8 protein-coding genes are annotated in these 18,795 nt (G+C 37.1%); all 8 read left to right on the top strand.

The window, feature by feature from the left end; all coding sequences use genetic code 11:
- Positions 1-71: 71 nt before the first annotated feature.
- The 8 genes from FNN09_RS07890 (at position 72) to FNN09_RS07855 (ending at position 18,630) form a co-directional block, all read left to right on the top strand.
- The gene (locus tag FNN09_RS07890) at positions 72-3,260 is read left to right on the top strand and encodes a SusC/RagA family TonB-linked outer membrane protein (RefSeq protein WP_143301252.1); all 3,189 of its coding nucleotides are present in this window, start codon (positions 72-74) and stop codon (positions 3,258-3,260) included.
- 26 nt (positions 3,261-3,286) lie between these two features.
- Positions 3,287-4,906 carry a RagB/SusD family nutrient uptake outer membrane protein gene (locus FNN09_RS07885; protein ID WP_143301250.1) on the top strand — a complete coding sequence of 540 codons (1,620 nt, stop codon included), beginning with the start codon at positions 3,287-3,289 and terminating at the stop codon, positions 4,904-4,906.
- Between the two features lie 542 nt (positions 4,907-5,448).
- Entirely contained in the window at positions 5,449-8,616 is a 3,168-nt protein-coding gene (locus tag FNN09_RS07880) for a TonB-dependent receptor (RefSeq protein WP_143301248.1), read from the top strand.
- 13 nt (positions 8,617-8,629) lie between these two features.
- Positions 8,630-10,210: a RagB/SusD family nutrient uptake outer membrane protein gene (locus FNN09_RS07875; protein WP_143301246.1), complete on the top strand. Its 1,581-nt coding sequence runs from the start codon at positions 8,630-8,632 to the stop codon at positions 10,208-10,210.
- 32 nt (positions 10,211-10,242) lie between these two features.
- Complete coding sequence (locus tag FNN09_RS07870; protein WP_143301244.1) at positions 10,243-10,998, top strand: hypothetical protein; 756 nt, start codon at positions 10,243-10,245, stop codon at positions 10,996-10,998.
- A 132-nt stretch (positions 10,999-11,130) separates the two neighbouring features.
- Positions 11,131-14,037, top strand: a complete 2,907-nt coding sequence (locus FNN09_RS07865) for a pitrilysin family protein (protein WP_143301242.1) — start codon at positions 11,131-11,133, stop codon at positions 14,035-14,037.
- A 230-nt stretch (positions 14,038-14,267) separates the two neighbouring features.
- On the top strand, positions 14,268-14,675 hold the full coding sequence (locus FNN09_RS07860; protein WP_143301240.1) for a hypothetical protein: 408 nt from the start codon (positions 14,268-14,270) through the stop codon (positions 14,673-14,675).
- 19 nt (positions 14,676-14,694) lie between these two features.
- Complete coding sequence (locus FNN09_RS07855) at positions 14,695-18,630, top strand: T9SS type A sorting domain-containing protein (RefSeq protein WP_143301238.1); 3,936 nt, start codon at positions 14,695-14,697, stop codon at positions 18,628-18,630.
- Positions 18,631-18,795: the final 165 nt, after the last annotated feature.

Genomic DNA, 18,795 nt, shown 5'->3' with positions numbered 1-18,795 from the left:
AGGAAGTATTGTTACTTTTGGCACGGAAACTAACAATTAACATGTAATTATTAATTTAAAACCTTTAGTTTATGAAGAAAGTACTATTTGCACTTTCGGTTTTGGTTATTATGGGTGTGCAGGCTTTTGCACAAACTACAGATGTAACCGGAACAGTTACTGATGCGGGGGATGGTAGTCCGATCCCTGGAGTCTCAGTTTTTGTAAAAGGAACAACCATTGGTACAGTTACAACTCCCGACGGTACTTACAATTTGTCTGTTCCTAATGACGCAACCACAATTGTTTTTTCATTCGTAGGAATGACATCTCAAGAAGTTGCATTTAATGGGCAAACAACTATTAATGCTTCAATGCAAAGCGATGCTGTTGATGTAGGTGAAGTAATGGTTGTTGCTTATGGTACTACAACAAAAGAAGCCTTTACGGGTTCTGCATCTGTTGTAGGCGCCAAAGATTTAGAGTCCAGAGCAGTTACTTCTGCCGTTCAAGCGATTGAAGGTAATGCTACTGGTGTTCAGGTGATGTCTTCATCTGGTCAGCCAGGTTCTTCTCCAGATATTATTATTCGTGGAGTTGGAACACTTAATGGTACTACCGATCCTTTGTTTATTGTTGATGGTGTGCAGTATGAAGGTGGATTAAATAACATTAATCCTGAGGATATTCAATCGATGACCATTCTAAAGGATGCTAACTCTACTGCGCTTTATGGTTCGCGCGCTGCTAACGGTGTTGTGGTAATAACAACCAAAGGCGGTAAGAGTAAAGATGGAGGTATTAAAGTAAATGTAGCTGCTAATTATGGGGTAATTTCTCAGGCGATACCTAATTACGACTATGCTAATCCTGGTCAGTATTATGAATTAATGTACCAAGGATACAAAAGAGCTTTGATTGAGGATGATGAGTTTACTGGTGATCCTGCTTTGGAAGCATCTTTAAAAATTGCTGATCGTTTGGCCTACAATCCATTTAATGTCCCTAATGATCAGATTGTTGATGTTAACGGAGTTCTAAATCCGAATGCACAGGTAAATGCTAAAGGCTTAGATTGGTACGATGCTCTTACTCAAAAAGGTAAGCGTGAGCAGTATTCTATTAATATCTCAGGTGGTAATGATAAGGCTGATGTGTACTTCTCAACCTCATACTTGGATGAGACAGGTTATGTAATTAACAGTGCATATGATCGTTTAACAACTTTACTGAAAGGTAATTTCCAGCCAAAAAAATGGTTGAAATTAGGTGGTAGTTTAAATGCTGCAATGAGTGAAACATCAGGGCCTCAGTCAAGGGGTACTAGTTATGCTAACCCATTCTTTTTCGCTAAAAGCATTGGTTCTATTTATCCAGTATATGTAATAGACCCAACAACGGGGGATTATATTTTGGATGAAGCAGGAAAGAAACAATATGACTTAGGTGAAGGTTATCCTGATTATGATATTGCTGCTCGTCCTTCTTTAGTCGGTCGTCATACAGTTGCTGAAACTCTTTGGAATAGTGATATCACAAAGCGTAATACGCTTATCTCTAGATATTATGCAGAATTCTTTATTATGGATGGTCTAACAGCTAAAATGACATATGGTTTAGATGTTCAGGATTATATTAATAAAGAATATGAGAACAACGTTGTGGGTGATGGAGCTCCAGGCGGACGTTATAGTGAGGATCGTTACCGAAGAACAACTGAGAACTTTGCTCAATTATTAATGTATAATAAGCGATTTGAAACAGGTCATAACTTCGATATAACTTTAGGTCATGAGAGTTTTGATCGTCATTACACCGGTAGTGGTGGAATGAAAAATACGCAAACAGCAACAGGTATCTACGAATTTGATAACTTCTCTAAAGTATCTGATTTATCTGGCTATTCTTCAGATAAACGTACTGAAGGTTACTTTGCTCGTGCCAACTACAACTTTAACGACAAGTATTATGCAAGTGGTTCATTCCGTCGTGATGGTTCTTCTGTATTTTCATCTGATGTTCGTTGGGGTAACTTCTTTTCACTTGGTGGTTCTTGGAGAATGGATCAAGAGCAGTTTATTCAAAACATTTCTTGGGTTGATAAATTAAAATTAAGAGCTTCATTTGGTCAAGTAGGTCAGGATGCATTATTAGACGGTGATGGAAATCGTGATTTTTATATCTCTCAGCCGCGTTATGCACTTTATCCTAACGCTGGTGAGCCAGGTATTTATTGGTCGAACTTAGGAAATGAGCAATTAACTTGGGAAACAAGTGAATCGTATGACGTCGCTTTAGAATTTGCAGTTCTCGACAGAAGAATTGATGGTTCTATTGAATATTGGAATAAAACATCTTCTGACTTGTTGTACAATGTACCAATTCCATTATCAAATGGTTTAAGTGAGAAGCCTGCTAACATTGCAACAATGGTTAATTCAGGATTGGAATTAGGACTTACGGGTACTATTTTCCGTACATCTGATTTTAACTGGGATCTATATTTACAGGTGTCCACGCTTAATGCTGAAATTACAGAGATACCTGATCCTGTTGTTACAGGTTCTAAACGTTGGGCCGAAGGTCGTAACCGTTACGAGTATTTTATTTACGATTATGCAGGTGTTAATCCTGACAACGGTATGCCATTGTATTATAATTGGGTAGAAACTGAAACTGAAGAAGGTTTGCCAACTGGAAATTTTGAAAGAGAAGTTGATGAAACTACTGGTGAATATGTAACTGTTGAAGATTACAATGATGCAGGTAAAGGATATACCGGAGCTACTTCACAGCCTGACTTTTTTGGTTCTATACGTAATAGTATGAGTTATAAAGGCTTCGCATTAGACTTCATGTTTACTTATGGTGTAGGAGGAGAAATTCTTGATTACGGATATGCCAACATGATGCACGAAGGTGAATATGGTGAATCTTTACACCCTGATATGGCAAGAGCTTGGAAAAATCCAGGTGATATTACCGATGTTCCAAGAATGGAGAATGGTAATTCGTTAATTAATCAAACAATGTCAACACGTTATTTAACGGATGCTTCTTACATCGCATTAAAGAATGTAAACTTATCATATACTTTCAGACAAGCATTTGTTAAAAATGCTGGTATTGGTCATTTGAAAGTGTTCGTAACTGGTGAAAATTTATTCCTTTCAAGTGCACGTAAAGGATTAAATCCTCAGTACAACTTAGCTGGTACACCTGATGGATACGATTATAATCCTGCAAGAGTGATCTCTATGGGTGTTAATGTTTCATTCTAAGAATTAAATTGTAAAAATAGATAAATATGAAACGAAATATATTTTTAGCTTTAATTGCTGTGTTGGTCATATTTTCAGGTTGTTCGAAAGACTTCCTTGAGACAACTCCAACGGATTCAATATCTGCAGAAGCAGCATTGTCATCTCCGGATAACATGATGCTGATCCTTAATGGCTTACATCGTCAGATGTATTCTCAGTCACCTCTTGAAGGAGCTTCTTGGTCAAGAACTGGTCAGAGTCACTTCTTACCATCATATGATGCTATGGGAGGTAATGTTATTCACTCTTCACCAGGTAATGGTTGGATGCGTTCTGATTTACAATGGCAAACACACATTAGTGCCACTTATACAACACCTCGTAATGTTTGGTACCAGCGTTACCACTTTATTGCAAGTGCTAACTCTATCATTAACAAGGTGGAAGAGGCTCAAATGCCAGTGGATGCTTTTATGTCTAATATTTTAGGTCAAGCGCATGCTTATAGAGCTTGGGCATACCACCAATTGGTAATGACGTATGCAAAAGGTTATTTGATAAGCGCAGACCCTAGCACAGAGCCTGGTGTGCCGTTATTGTTTACAACTGAGGCTCCTTACACTAGTGAAGGACGTTCGTCAGTTCAAGCAATTTACGACCAGATTGAAAAAGACATCGACATGTCTATTTCATATTTAGCTGATGCTACTGCTCCAAATAATAATTCGCATATCTCACAAAATGCGGCTTATGGTATAAAAGCACGTATTGCTTTATCAAAAGGTGATTGGGCTGTAGCTGCAAGTGCAGCTGCTGAAGCTCGCAAGGGTTATTCTTTAATGAATGAGGCTGATTATTTAAGTGGGTTTAATTCATATAACTTACCGGAAGTAATTTGGGGTGGTCATGTAATTGATTCAGAAACGAATTACTATGCAGCTTACTTTTATTACCTAGGTACCAATTTTAACGGTAGCCAGAATAGAGGTAATCCTAAGATGATTAATAATGCTATTTACGATGCATTACCAGCTACTGACTACAGAACAAAGTTGTGGTTGCCTACTGCTCCTAATAGTAATAAAAATGCATCTAATGGCTGGGGTGGAAGTTATGAGACTGATCCTAATTATGATACTGATGCGGAATTTAAAGCTGCAAAGGCTGCAATTCAAACAGAGTATCGCATGACATCAGGTCACCACACTCACCCGTATATGTCAGTGAAGTTCTTAAATGCAAATGGTGGAACAATTGATCCGGATGATGTGATTTTTATGCGTGCTTCAGAAATGTACCTTATCGAGGCAGAAGCATATGCAATGTTGAACATGGTTACTGAGGCTCAGGCAGCTTTAGCTGTATTAGGTACTGAAAGAAATCCAAGTTACGATGTTTCTGTTTTTGGTACACAAGATGCCTTAATGGCTGAAGTGAAATTCCAACGTCACGTAGAGTTATGGGGTGAAGGCTTTAGTTTCCACGATCATATTCGTTGGAATGATCCTCTTGACCAAACAGGTTCTGGTGCTTCTTCAGTGCTTTACCAGAATGGTTTTAAGCAGGATAGACCATCAGATAATCCAAAGTGGGTTTGGAAGATTCCACAAATGGAAATTGATGCGAATCCAAACTTAACAGAAGACGACCAGAATAAGTATTAATTCTGGTATTCATATTATTTTAAAGCTCGGCTATTTAGTCGAGCTTTTTTATTTTATAAATCTTTTTATAGTATGTTGCTTATTCTGATGCGATTTTATCTTTTGTAATCTTGTTCAGTACATGCGTCCAAATAATAATTTGAGTTAATACGTAAAGAGTAATTGGCTTATATACGACTTAAATACGATCCTTGTTGGTTTCAAGTTTCGTTAATCTCCCTCTCTTACCTATTATTTCATTGCTTCCAAATTAATTGTTAGAGTTTATTATCTATTTGTGGGTAATAGTAGAATGTTAAAAATTACACACCTATTTATTGGGCTGCAATTATAAGTAATATAAAAAGCCAAGTAAATGTGTGATTTAAAAGCATGATACACATGAAAAGGTGCCTTTTGCCTTGAAATTTTTCAATATTTGAACATAAATAAGTAAAAGTCTGTCGGAATAGTGTTAAAAAATATGAAAAAATAGAAAGTATTGTTACATTTGGTTTGAAACTAACAATTATCACAATTATTAATTTTTAAACCTTTAGTCTATGAAGAAAGTACTATTTGCACTTTCGCTTATGGTTATGCTTGGTTGGCAAACTTTTGCTCAAACCACGAATTTAACCGGTACTGTGACTGACGCTTCTGATGGTAATCCAATACCAGGCGTTTCAGTTTTTGTAAAAGGAACTACAATTGGTACCGTTACCACACCCGATGGTACCTATAACCTATCAGTTCCCAATGATGCTAGCATTATCGTATTCTCATTTGTAGGTATGACCTCGCAAGAAGTGGCCTACACAGGGCAAACGAATATTGATGCTGCGATGCAAAGTGATGCTGTTGATGTAGGTGAAGTTATGGTTGTTGCCTACGGTACAGCTAAAAAGGAATCATTTACAGGATCAGCTGAAGTTGTTGCTGCCGAAAAATTAGAAAAACGTGTAGCGGCAAATGTCACTAAAGCTATTGATGGCCAAATTGCTGGTGTTCAAACTACTTCCGGATCTGGTCAGCCAGGTTCTGGTGCTTCTATTCGAATTCGCGGGTTCGGCTCTATTAACTCAAGTAATGATCCGCTGTATGTTGTTGATGGTGTTCCGTATGATGGTAACCTTAATGCTATTAGCAATAGTGATATTGAGTCAGTAACTGTATTGAAAGATGCCTCTGCTGGTGCTTTATATGGTTCTCGAGGTGCTAACGGTGTTGTTTTAATAACTACCAAAAAAGGTAAAAAAGGTAAAACATCAGTTGAGCTTAAAGTATCACATGGTTTTGCCAATAGAGCTGTGAAACCTTATGAAACATTGAATTCTGATGAGTACATTGAAGCTGTTTACCATGGTTACAAAAATCAATTCATCTATCAGGATGGTGTTGATCCATCGCTAGCAGGTCAAATGGCCGTTGATGAAATGGGAAGTAGTACAGGAATCTTTGGAGTTGACGAGCAGTATAACTTTTATAGCATGCCAGTAGGTGAACTCATTGATCCAGCAACCGGACTGGTAAATCCAAATGCCACACGTGCATTCGAAAGTGACTGGTTAGACGAAGTAACCAATGAAAATGCCGTTCGTCAGGAGTATCAAATTCTTGTTAATGGAGGTACTGAGAAAACTAGAATGTTTTCGTCGTTTGCATATTTAAGCGAAGAAGGCTTATTGAAGAATACAAATTTTGAACGTTTCTCAGGTCGTGTTGGTGCTGAGGTAGATGCTAAGGAGTGGTTTAAGTATGGCGGTAGTATTAACTTCGCACAAACGAACACGGATTATTTAGCTTCAACAGGTTCTTCTACTTCAAATGTTTGGTATTCGGCTCAGTTTATGGCTCCGATTTATCCCGTTTATGTGCGCGATAGAGATGGAAGTCTTGTGTTATCAGAAACTGGAGACAAACAGTTCGACTATGGTATTAACCGCCCTAGTGGTGCTCAGCCAAATTTTAACTCAGTAGCAACCCTATATGAAGATGAAAGTAAAGTTAAGTATGATAATGTTTCCGGACGTTTCCATATTGATTTACTTGGTGATGGTATTGCTAAGGCAGTAAAAGGCTTAAGTGTAGTAACCAACCTTGGGTTTGATTACGTAACAAGAAATCAATTCAGTTATTATAATCCGGACTTTGGAAACTATGTTAGCTCCAATGGTAGATTAAATAAAGTAACCTCTAGAACCTTTGCTTATACCTGGAATCAGTTAGTTCGATATGAAAAAGAGTTTGGTCAGAGTAAATTAAATGTACTGTTAGGTCATGAAAATTATGCCTATAAGTATAATTATATGACAGGTACGAAAACTGGCTTTCCTTTCCCTGGAATTGTTGAATTGGCTCCAGGAACGACTACTGTTGATTTGACATCGTTTGAAGATAACTATGCTATTGAGTCATACTTCACGAACTTAACCTATGATTTTATGGATCGTTATTATTTCAGTGCTAGTTTCCGTGCTGATGCATCGTCACGTTTCCATAAAGACAATCGCTGGGGTAATTTCTGGTCGGTTGGTGCGTCATGGCGTGTATCAGAAGAAAGTTTTATGGATGGTGTTTCATGGATTGATAACTTGAAATTAAAAGCGAGTTATGGATTGCAAGGAAACGACAACATCAGTACAACAACAACTAATAACTTTTATGCGTGGCAGTCATTGTATAATCTTGACGTTCCTAACTCAACACTTGGAGGTGCCCGATTGGCATCACTGGGTAATGAAAATATTAAGTGGGAAGAGAATCTGAACTTTAATATAGGAGTAGAGGCACGTATTTTTAATAGAGCCAACTTCTCTTTAGAATATTATAATCGTAAAACGATTGACATGTTAATGCAGAAACCAATGCCACTTTCAACTGGTTTTGCAAGTTATTGGGATAACGTTGGTGAGATGCTCAACAGAGGTTTCGAATTTAGTACAACAGTTGATATTATTAAGTCAACTAACTTTGAATGGTTTGCTAATGTGAACCTATCTACCGTTCATAATGAGATTTTAAAGCTTGACGGTGAGAAAGATCAGATTATTTCCGGTACCCGTATTAATAAAGTAGGTGAAGAAATCAACTCTTTCTGGTTGTCAGAGAGTGCAGGTGTTGATCCTACAACTGGAGCTCAGCTTTATCATGTTTTTGAAGAAGATGCCGACGGAAATATGGTGTATTCAGTTTCGGATAGTAAAAATGAGGCTGTTAATTCTCGTAAGATAATGGGAAGTCGTATACCTGATTTTTATGGTTCGTTTGGAAGTGATTTTAAAATTTTCACCAATTTCGATGCCTCATTCTTAACAACTTTTTCAGTAGGTGGAGAGGTATTTGATGGCGTATACCGTGGTTTGATGAATCCGACTTACGTTGGAGCAAACTATCATAAAAACATTTCGAGAGCTTGGAGACAACCAGGAGATATTACTGATGTTCCAAGAATTGAAAATGGAACAGGGTTCGATAGAGCACAAACGAACGCTGATTTGATTGATGCTTCATATTTCGCAATTAAGAATATAACTGTAGGATATACACTTCCTAAGAACATTGGAGCAAGTATCGGACTGGAAAAAGTACGTATTTATCTTACAATGGATAACCTGGCGTTATTCTCACATCTTGATGGAATGGATCCTCAATACAACTTCTCTGGCTCAACAGACTTTGTGTATGCGCCGGTGAAAACTACACTTATTGGACTTGATGTAAAATTCTAAAATAGCCCAAATTATGAAATTATATAAATTTTTAATAGCAGTTTTTCTTGTTGCTTCTTTCATTGGATGTGAAGACAACTTGGATACATTTCCGACGGATCAGGCTTCAGGTCCAGAGCTTTTTTCAGATGTGGATAAAGCAATGAGTACCATTAATGGACTATATAGAGCCATGTACCAAACCGGCTGGGGTGGAGGATGGGAACATGAGCAATTTGGTCATGTTGCCTTAATGCATTGTGGCGGATTAATGGCCGAAGATATGGTGCAGAACGAACAAGGTAGTGGTTGGTTTTACTACGATTATAAATATCAGGTGAAGTCAGATTATACGCATACTTCAGGTCGCCCATATTCAACATGGAATTTTTATTATACCTTGATAACAAATGCAAATTCAATATTGGCATCGAAAGAAACTTTATCAGGTGCACCAACAAAGGTGAACTCATTGATGGGGCAAGCTTTTGCTTTACGTGCTTTCTGTTACTTTAATTTAGCCAGATTCTATCAGCAAACTTATGTTGGTAACGAAAGTTTACCTGGTGTGCCAATATATACCGAACCAACAACCATTGATACAGAAGGTAAAGGAAGAGGTACTTTAGCAGAAGTTTATGATCAAGTAAATGCGGATATTGATAGTGCTATTGTACGTCTTAATCCCGATAAAGCAGCTGAAAAAGTTCATATTTCTAATATCGATTACTATACAGCTAATGGTATAAAAGCTCAGATAATGATTGAGCAGCAGCGTTGGCAAGATGCTTATGATGCAGCAAAAGAAGCTTTGACTGGAAATACTGTCATGATTTCAGAAGCAGATATTAAAGGTGGCTATGCTTTTAATGATATTTCTAATAAGTCAGTGTTGTGGGGATTCGAAGTGATCGACGATCAGGTTCCTGGTGCTGGACGTGCCGGACTGTTTGGTCACATGGATGCGAGTGCTTCAGATTATTATGCATTTAAATCGAGAGTGTGTGTAAGTAATTGGCTTTATGAACAAGTTGATGATAACGACATTCGCAAGGATTGGTGGAATGGAGCTATTCCTTCAGAGGATGAACAACCTACAGGAACGCAGCTAAGTTACAATCAGTTTAAATTCCAGTTTAAGAATCAATCCACAGGTGCTGGTGATTATGTTTTTATGCGTCACGAAGAAATGATGTTGATTATGGCTGAGGCAGCTTGTATGTTGACTAACTATGGAGAGGCGCGTCAGTTGTTAGCTGATTTAATGGACGAGCGTATCGCTGGTTACGACATTAGTAGTTTAAGTGATGCAAATACTTTAACAACAAATGATGATAATGGCCCAACAACCCCTTCGGTTGGTAGTGTTACTTTATTAGATGAAGTTTTCTTACAAAAGAGGATTGAATTATGGGGTGAGCATCCTCGTATTTATGATATTAAGAGAACTAAAACTGGTTTTACACGTGATTTTACGGGTTCGAATCATTCGAACTTAATAAGTGGTATCGGTACCTTAGATCCAATGTGCCCTGATTGGGTAATGTCTATTCCTCAGGCTGAGTTTGATGGAAATGAGGCAATGGATCAGGATATGGATCAAAACCCTTGGTAGCATTTATTGAATAACCTTTTAAAAGAAAACATATGAGAAGAATATATATATATGCAGTCATGTTTTTGGTAGCGCTGAGTGCTTGTGACCAAGAAAACAAAGGGCCGGTTATTCCTGGAGCTGATTTAGATAATGTTTATTTTCCCGAAAAAGTAATAGAAGGCTTAGAAGTTAGCGACGGGAACCTAGTGGTTGAATGCCCTATTGCACGTTATTTAAAAGAAGATGCAGGAACGACCATTTCTGTGGAGATGGAATTGGCAGAGGAAGACAATGGCCTGTTTCAATTAGTAAATAGTGACTTTGTTTTTGAACAAGGCGTAATGGAAACAGCAGTTGAGATATCAGTTTCTGACTTATCAGCATTAGATCCTTTTAAAACCTACACAATTAAACTAACTTTAGTTGGTGAAAATGCACTTGTTTTTAATAGCAACTCTGAACTTAAAGTAACCAAAAAGAGAGTATTTACACCTTTAGGTAAAGGTACTTTTACTTCTGAAATATTTGGTGGTTCTTGGGAGGTTGATGTTGAAGGATTAGTGGGGGATACCCAAGCAATCTATAAAGCCGACTTTTACGGAGATGGTTATATGGTTGAAGTGTTTGTTGATGGTGATGAAATAGAAGTTAGCGGACAGCGTGCATGGATTCATGGTGATTATGGAGATATTTACGTTTCAGGAGAAGGCTCTGTTGATGGGAAGAATTTAGATATGGACTTACTTCATTACGTGCCAGATTTAGGCTCGTTTGGTATCTATAATGAAATATTAACACTACCATAATACGAACTGAGTAACAATATTTGCGATAAGCCCGAGCGCGAGTTCGGGCTTTTATTATGTGATTCAAGCTACTAGTGTTCTAGTAGAGGTACTTTTATTGTTTAAACATTTTTACCACCTAAACTTAATTTTATGAGACAAAAAGAACTAACCTTCTATTGGCTGATAGTACTTTTATGTATGCCAATTATTAATAGAGCTGAAGAACTACCCGGAAAGCTGGAGCATTATAAACTAGATAACGAATTAACTGTTATTTTGTATGAAGATCCTGAAGCGACTAACGTTTTTGGAAGTGTTACGGTGAAAGCTGGTTCATACCACGAACCAATCCAATCAACAGGTTTAGCACATTATTTAGAGCATGTGCTGTTTAAAGGAACTGAAGAATTGGGTACTACCAATTGGGAGGCTGAAAAAGTATTTTATAATCAGATAATCTCATTATTTGAAGAGATGAGAGAATCTGAAGAGCCGGAACGAAAAAAAGAGATTTCAAAAGAAATAAATGAACTATCATTAAAAGCAGGCGAGTATACAATAAATAATGAATTCAGTAATCTGGTGCAGAGTATTGGGGGTACGGGCTTGAATGCTGGAACGGGTTATGATCAAACATCTTATTATAATTCTTTTCCATCTTACAATGTAGAGAGATGGTTGGAGCTATACTCTGCAAGGTTTCAAAATCCTGTTTTTAGAGGGTTTCAAGCGGAATTAGAAAATGTTTATGAAGAAAAGAATATGTACGCTGATGATCCTTTTTCGGCCTTAATGGACGAATTGAGTGCAGCGGTTTATGGCGAAGAACATCCTTATGGAAGAAGTATAATTGGCTACACTGATCATTTGAAAAACCCATCTTTAAAAGATGTGATCGATTTTTATAATACCCAATATGTGCCTGGTAATATGGCATTAGTCCTTTCAGGTGATATTGATATTGAAGCTGTAAAGCCATTGATTGAAAAAAGTTTTGGTACATGGCAGACAAAAGAAGTGCCTCAAGACAAGGTTTATCAACAAAAAAGTTTTGATGGCAAGGTGAAGAAGAATGTGAGAATGACCCCTTTCCCTCAAGCTTTTTGGATATATGAAGGCATAAAAGTTGGAGATGAGGACGAAGTTGCCCTAGACTTGCTTTGTGAAATTCTTTCAAATAACAATCAAACGGGTGTGCTTGATAAGTATGTATTAGATGGCGATATTCAGTATGTTAATGTGGGTGCAGATACTCGAAAATATGGAGGAAGTATTAATATTTCAGCCGTTCCTACATTCGATTTAAATACCTATAAGTTTACATCGGTAAATGTCATCCATAAGATTATTGAGAAAGAATTAAATAAAATGATCGATGGCAATGTAAGTGACTGGTTATTAAATGCTGTTAAAACTAATCAGATCAATGAGTATAAACTAGCTCTTGAGTCACCACAAATTATCGGTCTGATATGCAGTAAGGCTTTTGTTAATAATAAATCAATTAATGAATTTCTTGACTACCCAGAAAAGGTTAAGTCTATTTCAAAAGAGGATGTGATTAGGGTGGCGAAAAAATATTTAGGTGATGATTATCTTGCTTTTTATAGTATGGAAGGAAGCCCAGCGAAAGGAGAGGTAATAAAAAAGCCTAAGCTAGAACCAATTGTACCCGCAACAGGCAAAAGTTCGGTATTTGCTCAAAGCTTTAAGAACATTCCATTAAATGAGGTGAAATCTTCATTTGTTGATTTTCAAAATGACATTAAGACCTCGGATTTGGCACCAGGGGTGAAGCTGTTTTATACGCCAAATAAAGCAAATGATGTTTTTAGTATGACCATTAAGTTTGGTGCAGGAAGTCGCGATATACCGGCAATTGGCTTAGCCTCATCATTAATGAATTCAGCAGGCGTCATGGCACAATTTGAAGCTCATCAAATTAAAAAAGAGTTCAGTAGTCTAGGTTGTGTTTATCGCTTCTATAATGATGCAAACTATACCTATGTAATACTAACTGGGGATGAGAATAATCTTGAAGATGCTTGTCGTTTGTTATCCAAACTATACATAATACCTGAGTTGGATGAAAAGCAGATGAGTCGATTAATTGGAGGGACAATTGGCAGCAGAAGCATTGAAAAGAAAGATAAGGATAGCCAGGTTGAAGCTTTAAGAAACTACTTATTGTATGGTGAAAATTCACCCATGCTGGAGCGTTTGTCTTCCGATGAAATAAAGGCATTTACCTTAAGTTCTTTGGCTGCAGAGTTTACAAAAGCAACACAGTTCGAAACCAGTGTGCATTTTGTGGGTACAACACCGTTTGATGAATTGAAAAGCCGTTTAGTATCGAGTCTTGCATTCCCCTCCGACTTAAAAAAGTCTACATCACCTAATGTTATACCATTTTCTGAGCATGCAGATAAGACGATTTATTTTGTGCATAATAAAGAAGCATCTCAAAGTGACATATACCTATATATTCGTTCGAACGATTATCAATTAAAGCAAGAGCCGTATATCGAAGCGTTTAATCAATACTTTAGTGGTGGCTTTAATGGTATTGTAGCGCAAGAACTACGTGAATTAAGATCGTTCGCTTACACTGCAAATGCTAATTACATTTCTTTGCCTATACAAAGTTCTCCAACGGCTTTAGTAGGATATATAGGAACTCAATCAGATAATACTAAAAATGCACTGAACGAATATTTGAAACTAATAAATGACATGCCTTTGAAGCCAGAACGAATTGATAATATCAAAAATTACTTGGTACAGAAATCAGGGTCTGGGAAACCATCTTTCAGGTATTTAAGTCAGAATATTGAGCAATGGCAAAAACGGGGATATGAGGAGGATCCTGGGTTGATTTATAAACCCGTTTATGAAGAAATGTCATTTGATGATATTGTTGCTTTTTATAATGAGAATGTAAAAGGTTTGCCAATTTCTATTGCTATCGTTGGAAATAAGAATGAAGTGGATATAAAATCGTTGAGTGAATTTGGTAAGGTTAAAAGTATTAGAATGAATCAAATCTTTACCGACTAAAAAGGTTTTGCCTGTATATTTTTAAGAAGGTATGAGAAAATATAAAAACATTGATTTTTTTGTTATTATACTTTGATAATCAATGTTTTTATATTTAGTAGGTTGAGTTGATAAAAGAAGAGTTCATCTTTTAGAATATTACTATTCGAATAGCTAAGATATTCTCACTTTCTACTTTCTATTATTTTTCTACCTTTATGCGCCCGTGGTTATTATCTAAACTAATTAATATGAAACTGTTAAATATAGGTATTGTCATTCTTTTATTTGTGCAATGCCAGAGTATTAAAAACAATAGTGATGTAAACGATATACAAGAAATAGCTAAAGGCTATTTTGGCGAAGGTGTTGTTGTTGAATTTAATGATAATAAGAGCTTTGCATTATTTAGCTTAACAAATAAAAAAGATAATAAAATGCCTGTTAATGCGCTTTCATTTGGCATTTATAATGTAGATAAACAAGAACTGGTTTACAAAGAACAAAAAAATGATGCCAAAGTTAAATGGGTAGATAACGAGAATCTAGAAGTTCGCGCTAGGCCAGGTGTTAGTTCTGTAGACCAAAGTGTTAATGATAGAATGAAACACTATTACATTAACGTACGTACATTACAAACAACGACAAAACCCAATTGATTTATATTAAACCTTTAGTATGAGAAAACACTACATTTATTCATTTTTGCTACTGTCATTAAGCGTAGGAGCTTTTTATCTCTGGCAGTCTACTTCCCCAACTAGCACATATCACAAAGATGCTAAGACTTCTGAGTATTTAATTCAGCAGCAAATCAATGAAAAGGTAAGCCGAAGAGCAAACGGTTATGCCAAACAAGATAAGCCTGACAAGTATTTGGAATATATTCATTTACTAAAGACAGGTGGAGATCCGTCTTCGAATTATAGTATAAATAATGCTCTTGATGAATTGAAGAGTGCCAAATTACGACGCAGTCATTTAAAAAGTGCTGCTGCACTTGATTGGAAAGAAAGAGGACCAGGTAATGTTGGTGGTCGAACACGTGGTTTGATTGTTGATCCGGATGATGCAACAGGTAACACCTTATTTACCGGCCCTGTAGGTGGTGGCGTATGGAAATCTGCTGATGGAGGTAATAGCTGGGCATGTTTAACACTTGATTGGCCCAATCTTTCAGTTAGTTCTTTAGTAATGGCATCATCTAATCACGAGGTTCTGTATGCCGGAACTGGCGAAGGATTCGGTAATCTTGATGCGATTAAAGGAAATGGCATTTTTAAGTCAACAGACAGGGGTAATAGCTGGACTCAATTAGTGGCTACAATCGATAACGATGATTTTAAATACGTCAACAGAATTGCAGTTGATTACGATGATGAAGATATATTGGTTGCCGTAACTAACTCCGGAGTATTTAAAAGTGTTGATGGAGGTGTTACATGGACTAAGAAATATGGTTCAAGTGGAAAAGTGCAGGACTTAATTTGTCATCCCAACGATTATTCAATCCAATTTGCTGCGGAAAATGGTATTGGTATTATTGCCAGTGTAGATGGTGGTGAAACCTGGAGTAAGGTAAAAGAGATAACAGAAGGCCGAATTGAGCTGGCAATTTCGAAAAATTTCCCCGAGTATGTTTTTGCTTTAACGCAAGAATCGAATCTTCTACTATCAAAGGATGGAGGCGACAATTGGATTTCGACAGAGCCGAGTGCAAAAATTGAATTTCTTTCAGGGCAAGGGTGGTATAACAATACCCTGGTAGCACACCCTACGGATAAGAATAAGTTATTTGTAGGAGGACTAAATCTCCATGAAGTAACGTTGGGTGCATCATCAAGTGGTACACCTAGCAGTGTATATGACTTTAAAAATAATGGAGCAGATTTTCTGGCATGGAAATCAATGCAAGGACAATATCAGGCCGGAGCTATAAAAGTAGAGTCAGATAATTCGACTTTGTATACCGATGTTGAGATTTCTTTTGGAACAGGTGTTTCGCAAATGGCACACCGATTTACAACAACATCAGATTTGGTTAATCCAACAGCCACTTTATTTACATATGAAGATTATGTTTCTGTTCCTTTTAAAGTGGTTGATAAGGCTACTGGTTTACAGATGATGGTTTCTTTTAGGGATCATGATAATGATGGTAAATTTTCTTTAGGTAATGAAACGATGGAGCAAATTTATGTTCATTCAGCTGAGTATGTAGATGGGGCGCCATTAACGGAAATTACTGTTGAAGGAGGTATTACGCATAATAGAATTGTAAGCCTTTATCCTGTTTTAGCCAATGGATATACCTGGGATGTCAATAACGTACCAGCGAGTAATGTTTTTCTCGATAATTATGATTTGGTAAGCACAAAAATATCATCTCAGGAAATTAGCGTTTGGTGGCCTTCGAGTGAGCCTAATTATTCACATGCAGATCACCATAATCTGCACATTGTTGAGAATGTTGGTGATCCATTTCGTATTGTTAATTGTAACGATGGTGGTGTATTTATATCCGATGATGGAGGTGTAAATTGGTCAGCCAGAATTTCTGGTTATGTAACCACGCAGTTTTATGGTATTTCTCGTCATCCTGAAAAAGATATCTACATTGGAGGAACACAAGATAATGGTACATGGTTATCACCTGAAGACCCCGAAAAAAATAGCGTGTGGGCATCGGCATTAGGTGGCGATGGATTTGAAACTGCATGGTGCAGTAACGATGCTAATAAAATAGCCATTTCATTGTATAATAATGAAATCAAATATACACACGATGGTGGTGCATCGTGGAATGATGCTCAAATTGGCGATCTTGATGACGATGCTCCATTTGTAACGCGTATAACCAATGAGGTTTCCAACCCTAATATGTTATTAGTTGGTGGCCTTTCTGGAGTATGGCGTTCACAAGATTTCGGAAGAAATTGGGTGCTTACCAATATGCCTGCTGAAACATGGAATTACGGAAGTAGCAACCCGCACACGGCCGTTAGTCCTGTCAACAGCAAATATGTATGGGCCGGAAATGCCATTTCAAGTGAGAATACATTGGCCTTGTCTAGTGATGGCGGTAAGTCATATAGCGCAGTGCCTAAGGCTGGTGGAGTTGCTTCGTTCGTATCAGATATTGTAGCACATCCAAAGAATGAGAACGGTGTTTTCGTAACCTTTGCAAAAGCTGCTCATCCAAAAATTATATACAGTGATGATTTGGGTCAAACATGGACTGATATTACTTCTTTTGAAAATGATAAAAGCACAAATGGTTTTCCTGATGTTGCAGTGTATTCTCTAATTGTAATGCCTTATGATACCAATATAATTTGGGCTGGAACTGAGATCGGGATCTTTGAATCGACTGATGGCGGTCAAAATTGGCATTACGCCGATAACGGTCTCCCGGCTGTTTGTATTTGGGATATGAAAATTGTAGGTCAACAATTAATTGTAGGAACCCATGGGTTAGGTGTATGGACGCTTGATATTCCGCAAATTACAATTGATAAAGCGCCTGTTATTAACCGAGCTGCCAAAGCGCCTGTAGGTAGTTATAACTTTGAATTTGAATTCTTCAAAGCTTATGATAAGGTTGAGCTTTTTGTTGATGAGAGCTTGATTGAGACTTTTGCTGACGTGGAGCCGGGAGTGATGAGTCAAACTCTTGATATTGATATTTCAAAGGCAGAAGTTTCGTGTAATTTGGTTGCGTATAATGGTGCCGAAGAGCAGATATCAAATTACATTTGGATGTTAAATCCTAATTACAAGGAAGCTGTGGAGAAGTACATGAACCCGTTCTCTAATCGTAAATATGATTTTAAAGGATCTGGATTTAGTATATCTTCCGAACTTTTTGATGATTGGGCAATTCATACTTCGCATCCATACAGCGAAGCATCAGATATGATTTACACGCTTGATTATCCAATTATCGTAACAGATAACCGTGAAGATGCTATCATGTCATACCGCGATATTGCTTTGGTTGAGCCTGGTGAAGCTGGTACTGTTTTTGGTGATGATGAGTTTTGGGATTATGTGATTGTCGAAGCTACAGGAGATGGGATTAATTGGGTGCCACTATTGGATGGATATGATGTTAATGGGTCGAGTAAGTGGAGTGATTTTGCTGATGCGGCCAATGCTTATGAGGATATTGATAAAGAGCCAAACTCTGTAAGTTTATTTGAAGATCATACCATTAATTTACATGATGTTTTTGATCCGGGTGATGTAATACTGATTCGCTTTAGAATGTATTCTGACGCTAATGCAACAGGATGGGGATGGGTGATTGATGATTTGATTATTCAGGAAAAAGGAACATCATTAAATCTTGATGAGAAAGAAGATTTTGTATTTGAACTTGGACCAAATCCAGCATCAGAGTATGTTAATTTATCTATCAATTCAGAAGATAGAGGATCAGTCTCAGTTGTGGTGTACAATGCAGCAGGTAAGCCGGTAATTGTTCAGGATTATCACAAGGGTTCTGATCAGTGGAATACTCAAATCAATCTAACACAGCAATACAAAGGAATGGCCATTGTAGCGGTTACTATTGATGGTAATGTTTATAAGAAAAAACTCATTATAAAGTAATAGTGAGTTGAAGACATAAGTAAGAAGAGGCGCCTTTTAGGTGCCTCTTTTTGTTTAGCAATGACTACAATCATGTTGAATTCTTTATTATTTAGATTGAACATTATTTATGTATCGGATTGCCTATTTATTAGATGATTAGGCTGATATTTATTTAGAATATTA

Origin of the sequence: Carboxylicivirga sp. M1479, from assembly GCF_007097485.1 — a bacterium.
Taxonomy (GTDB): Bacteria; Bacteroidota; Bacteroidia; order Bacteroidales; family Marinilabiliaceae; genus Carboxylicivirga.
Note: the sequence above shows the minus strand (reverse complement) of the source record. Positions and strands in the feature narration are given on the sequence as shown.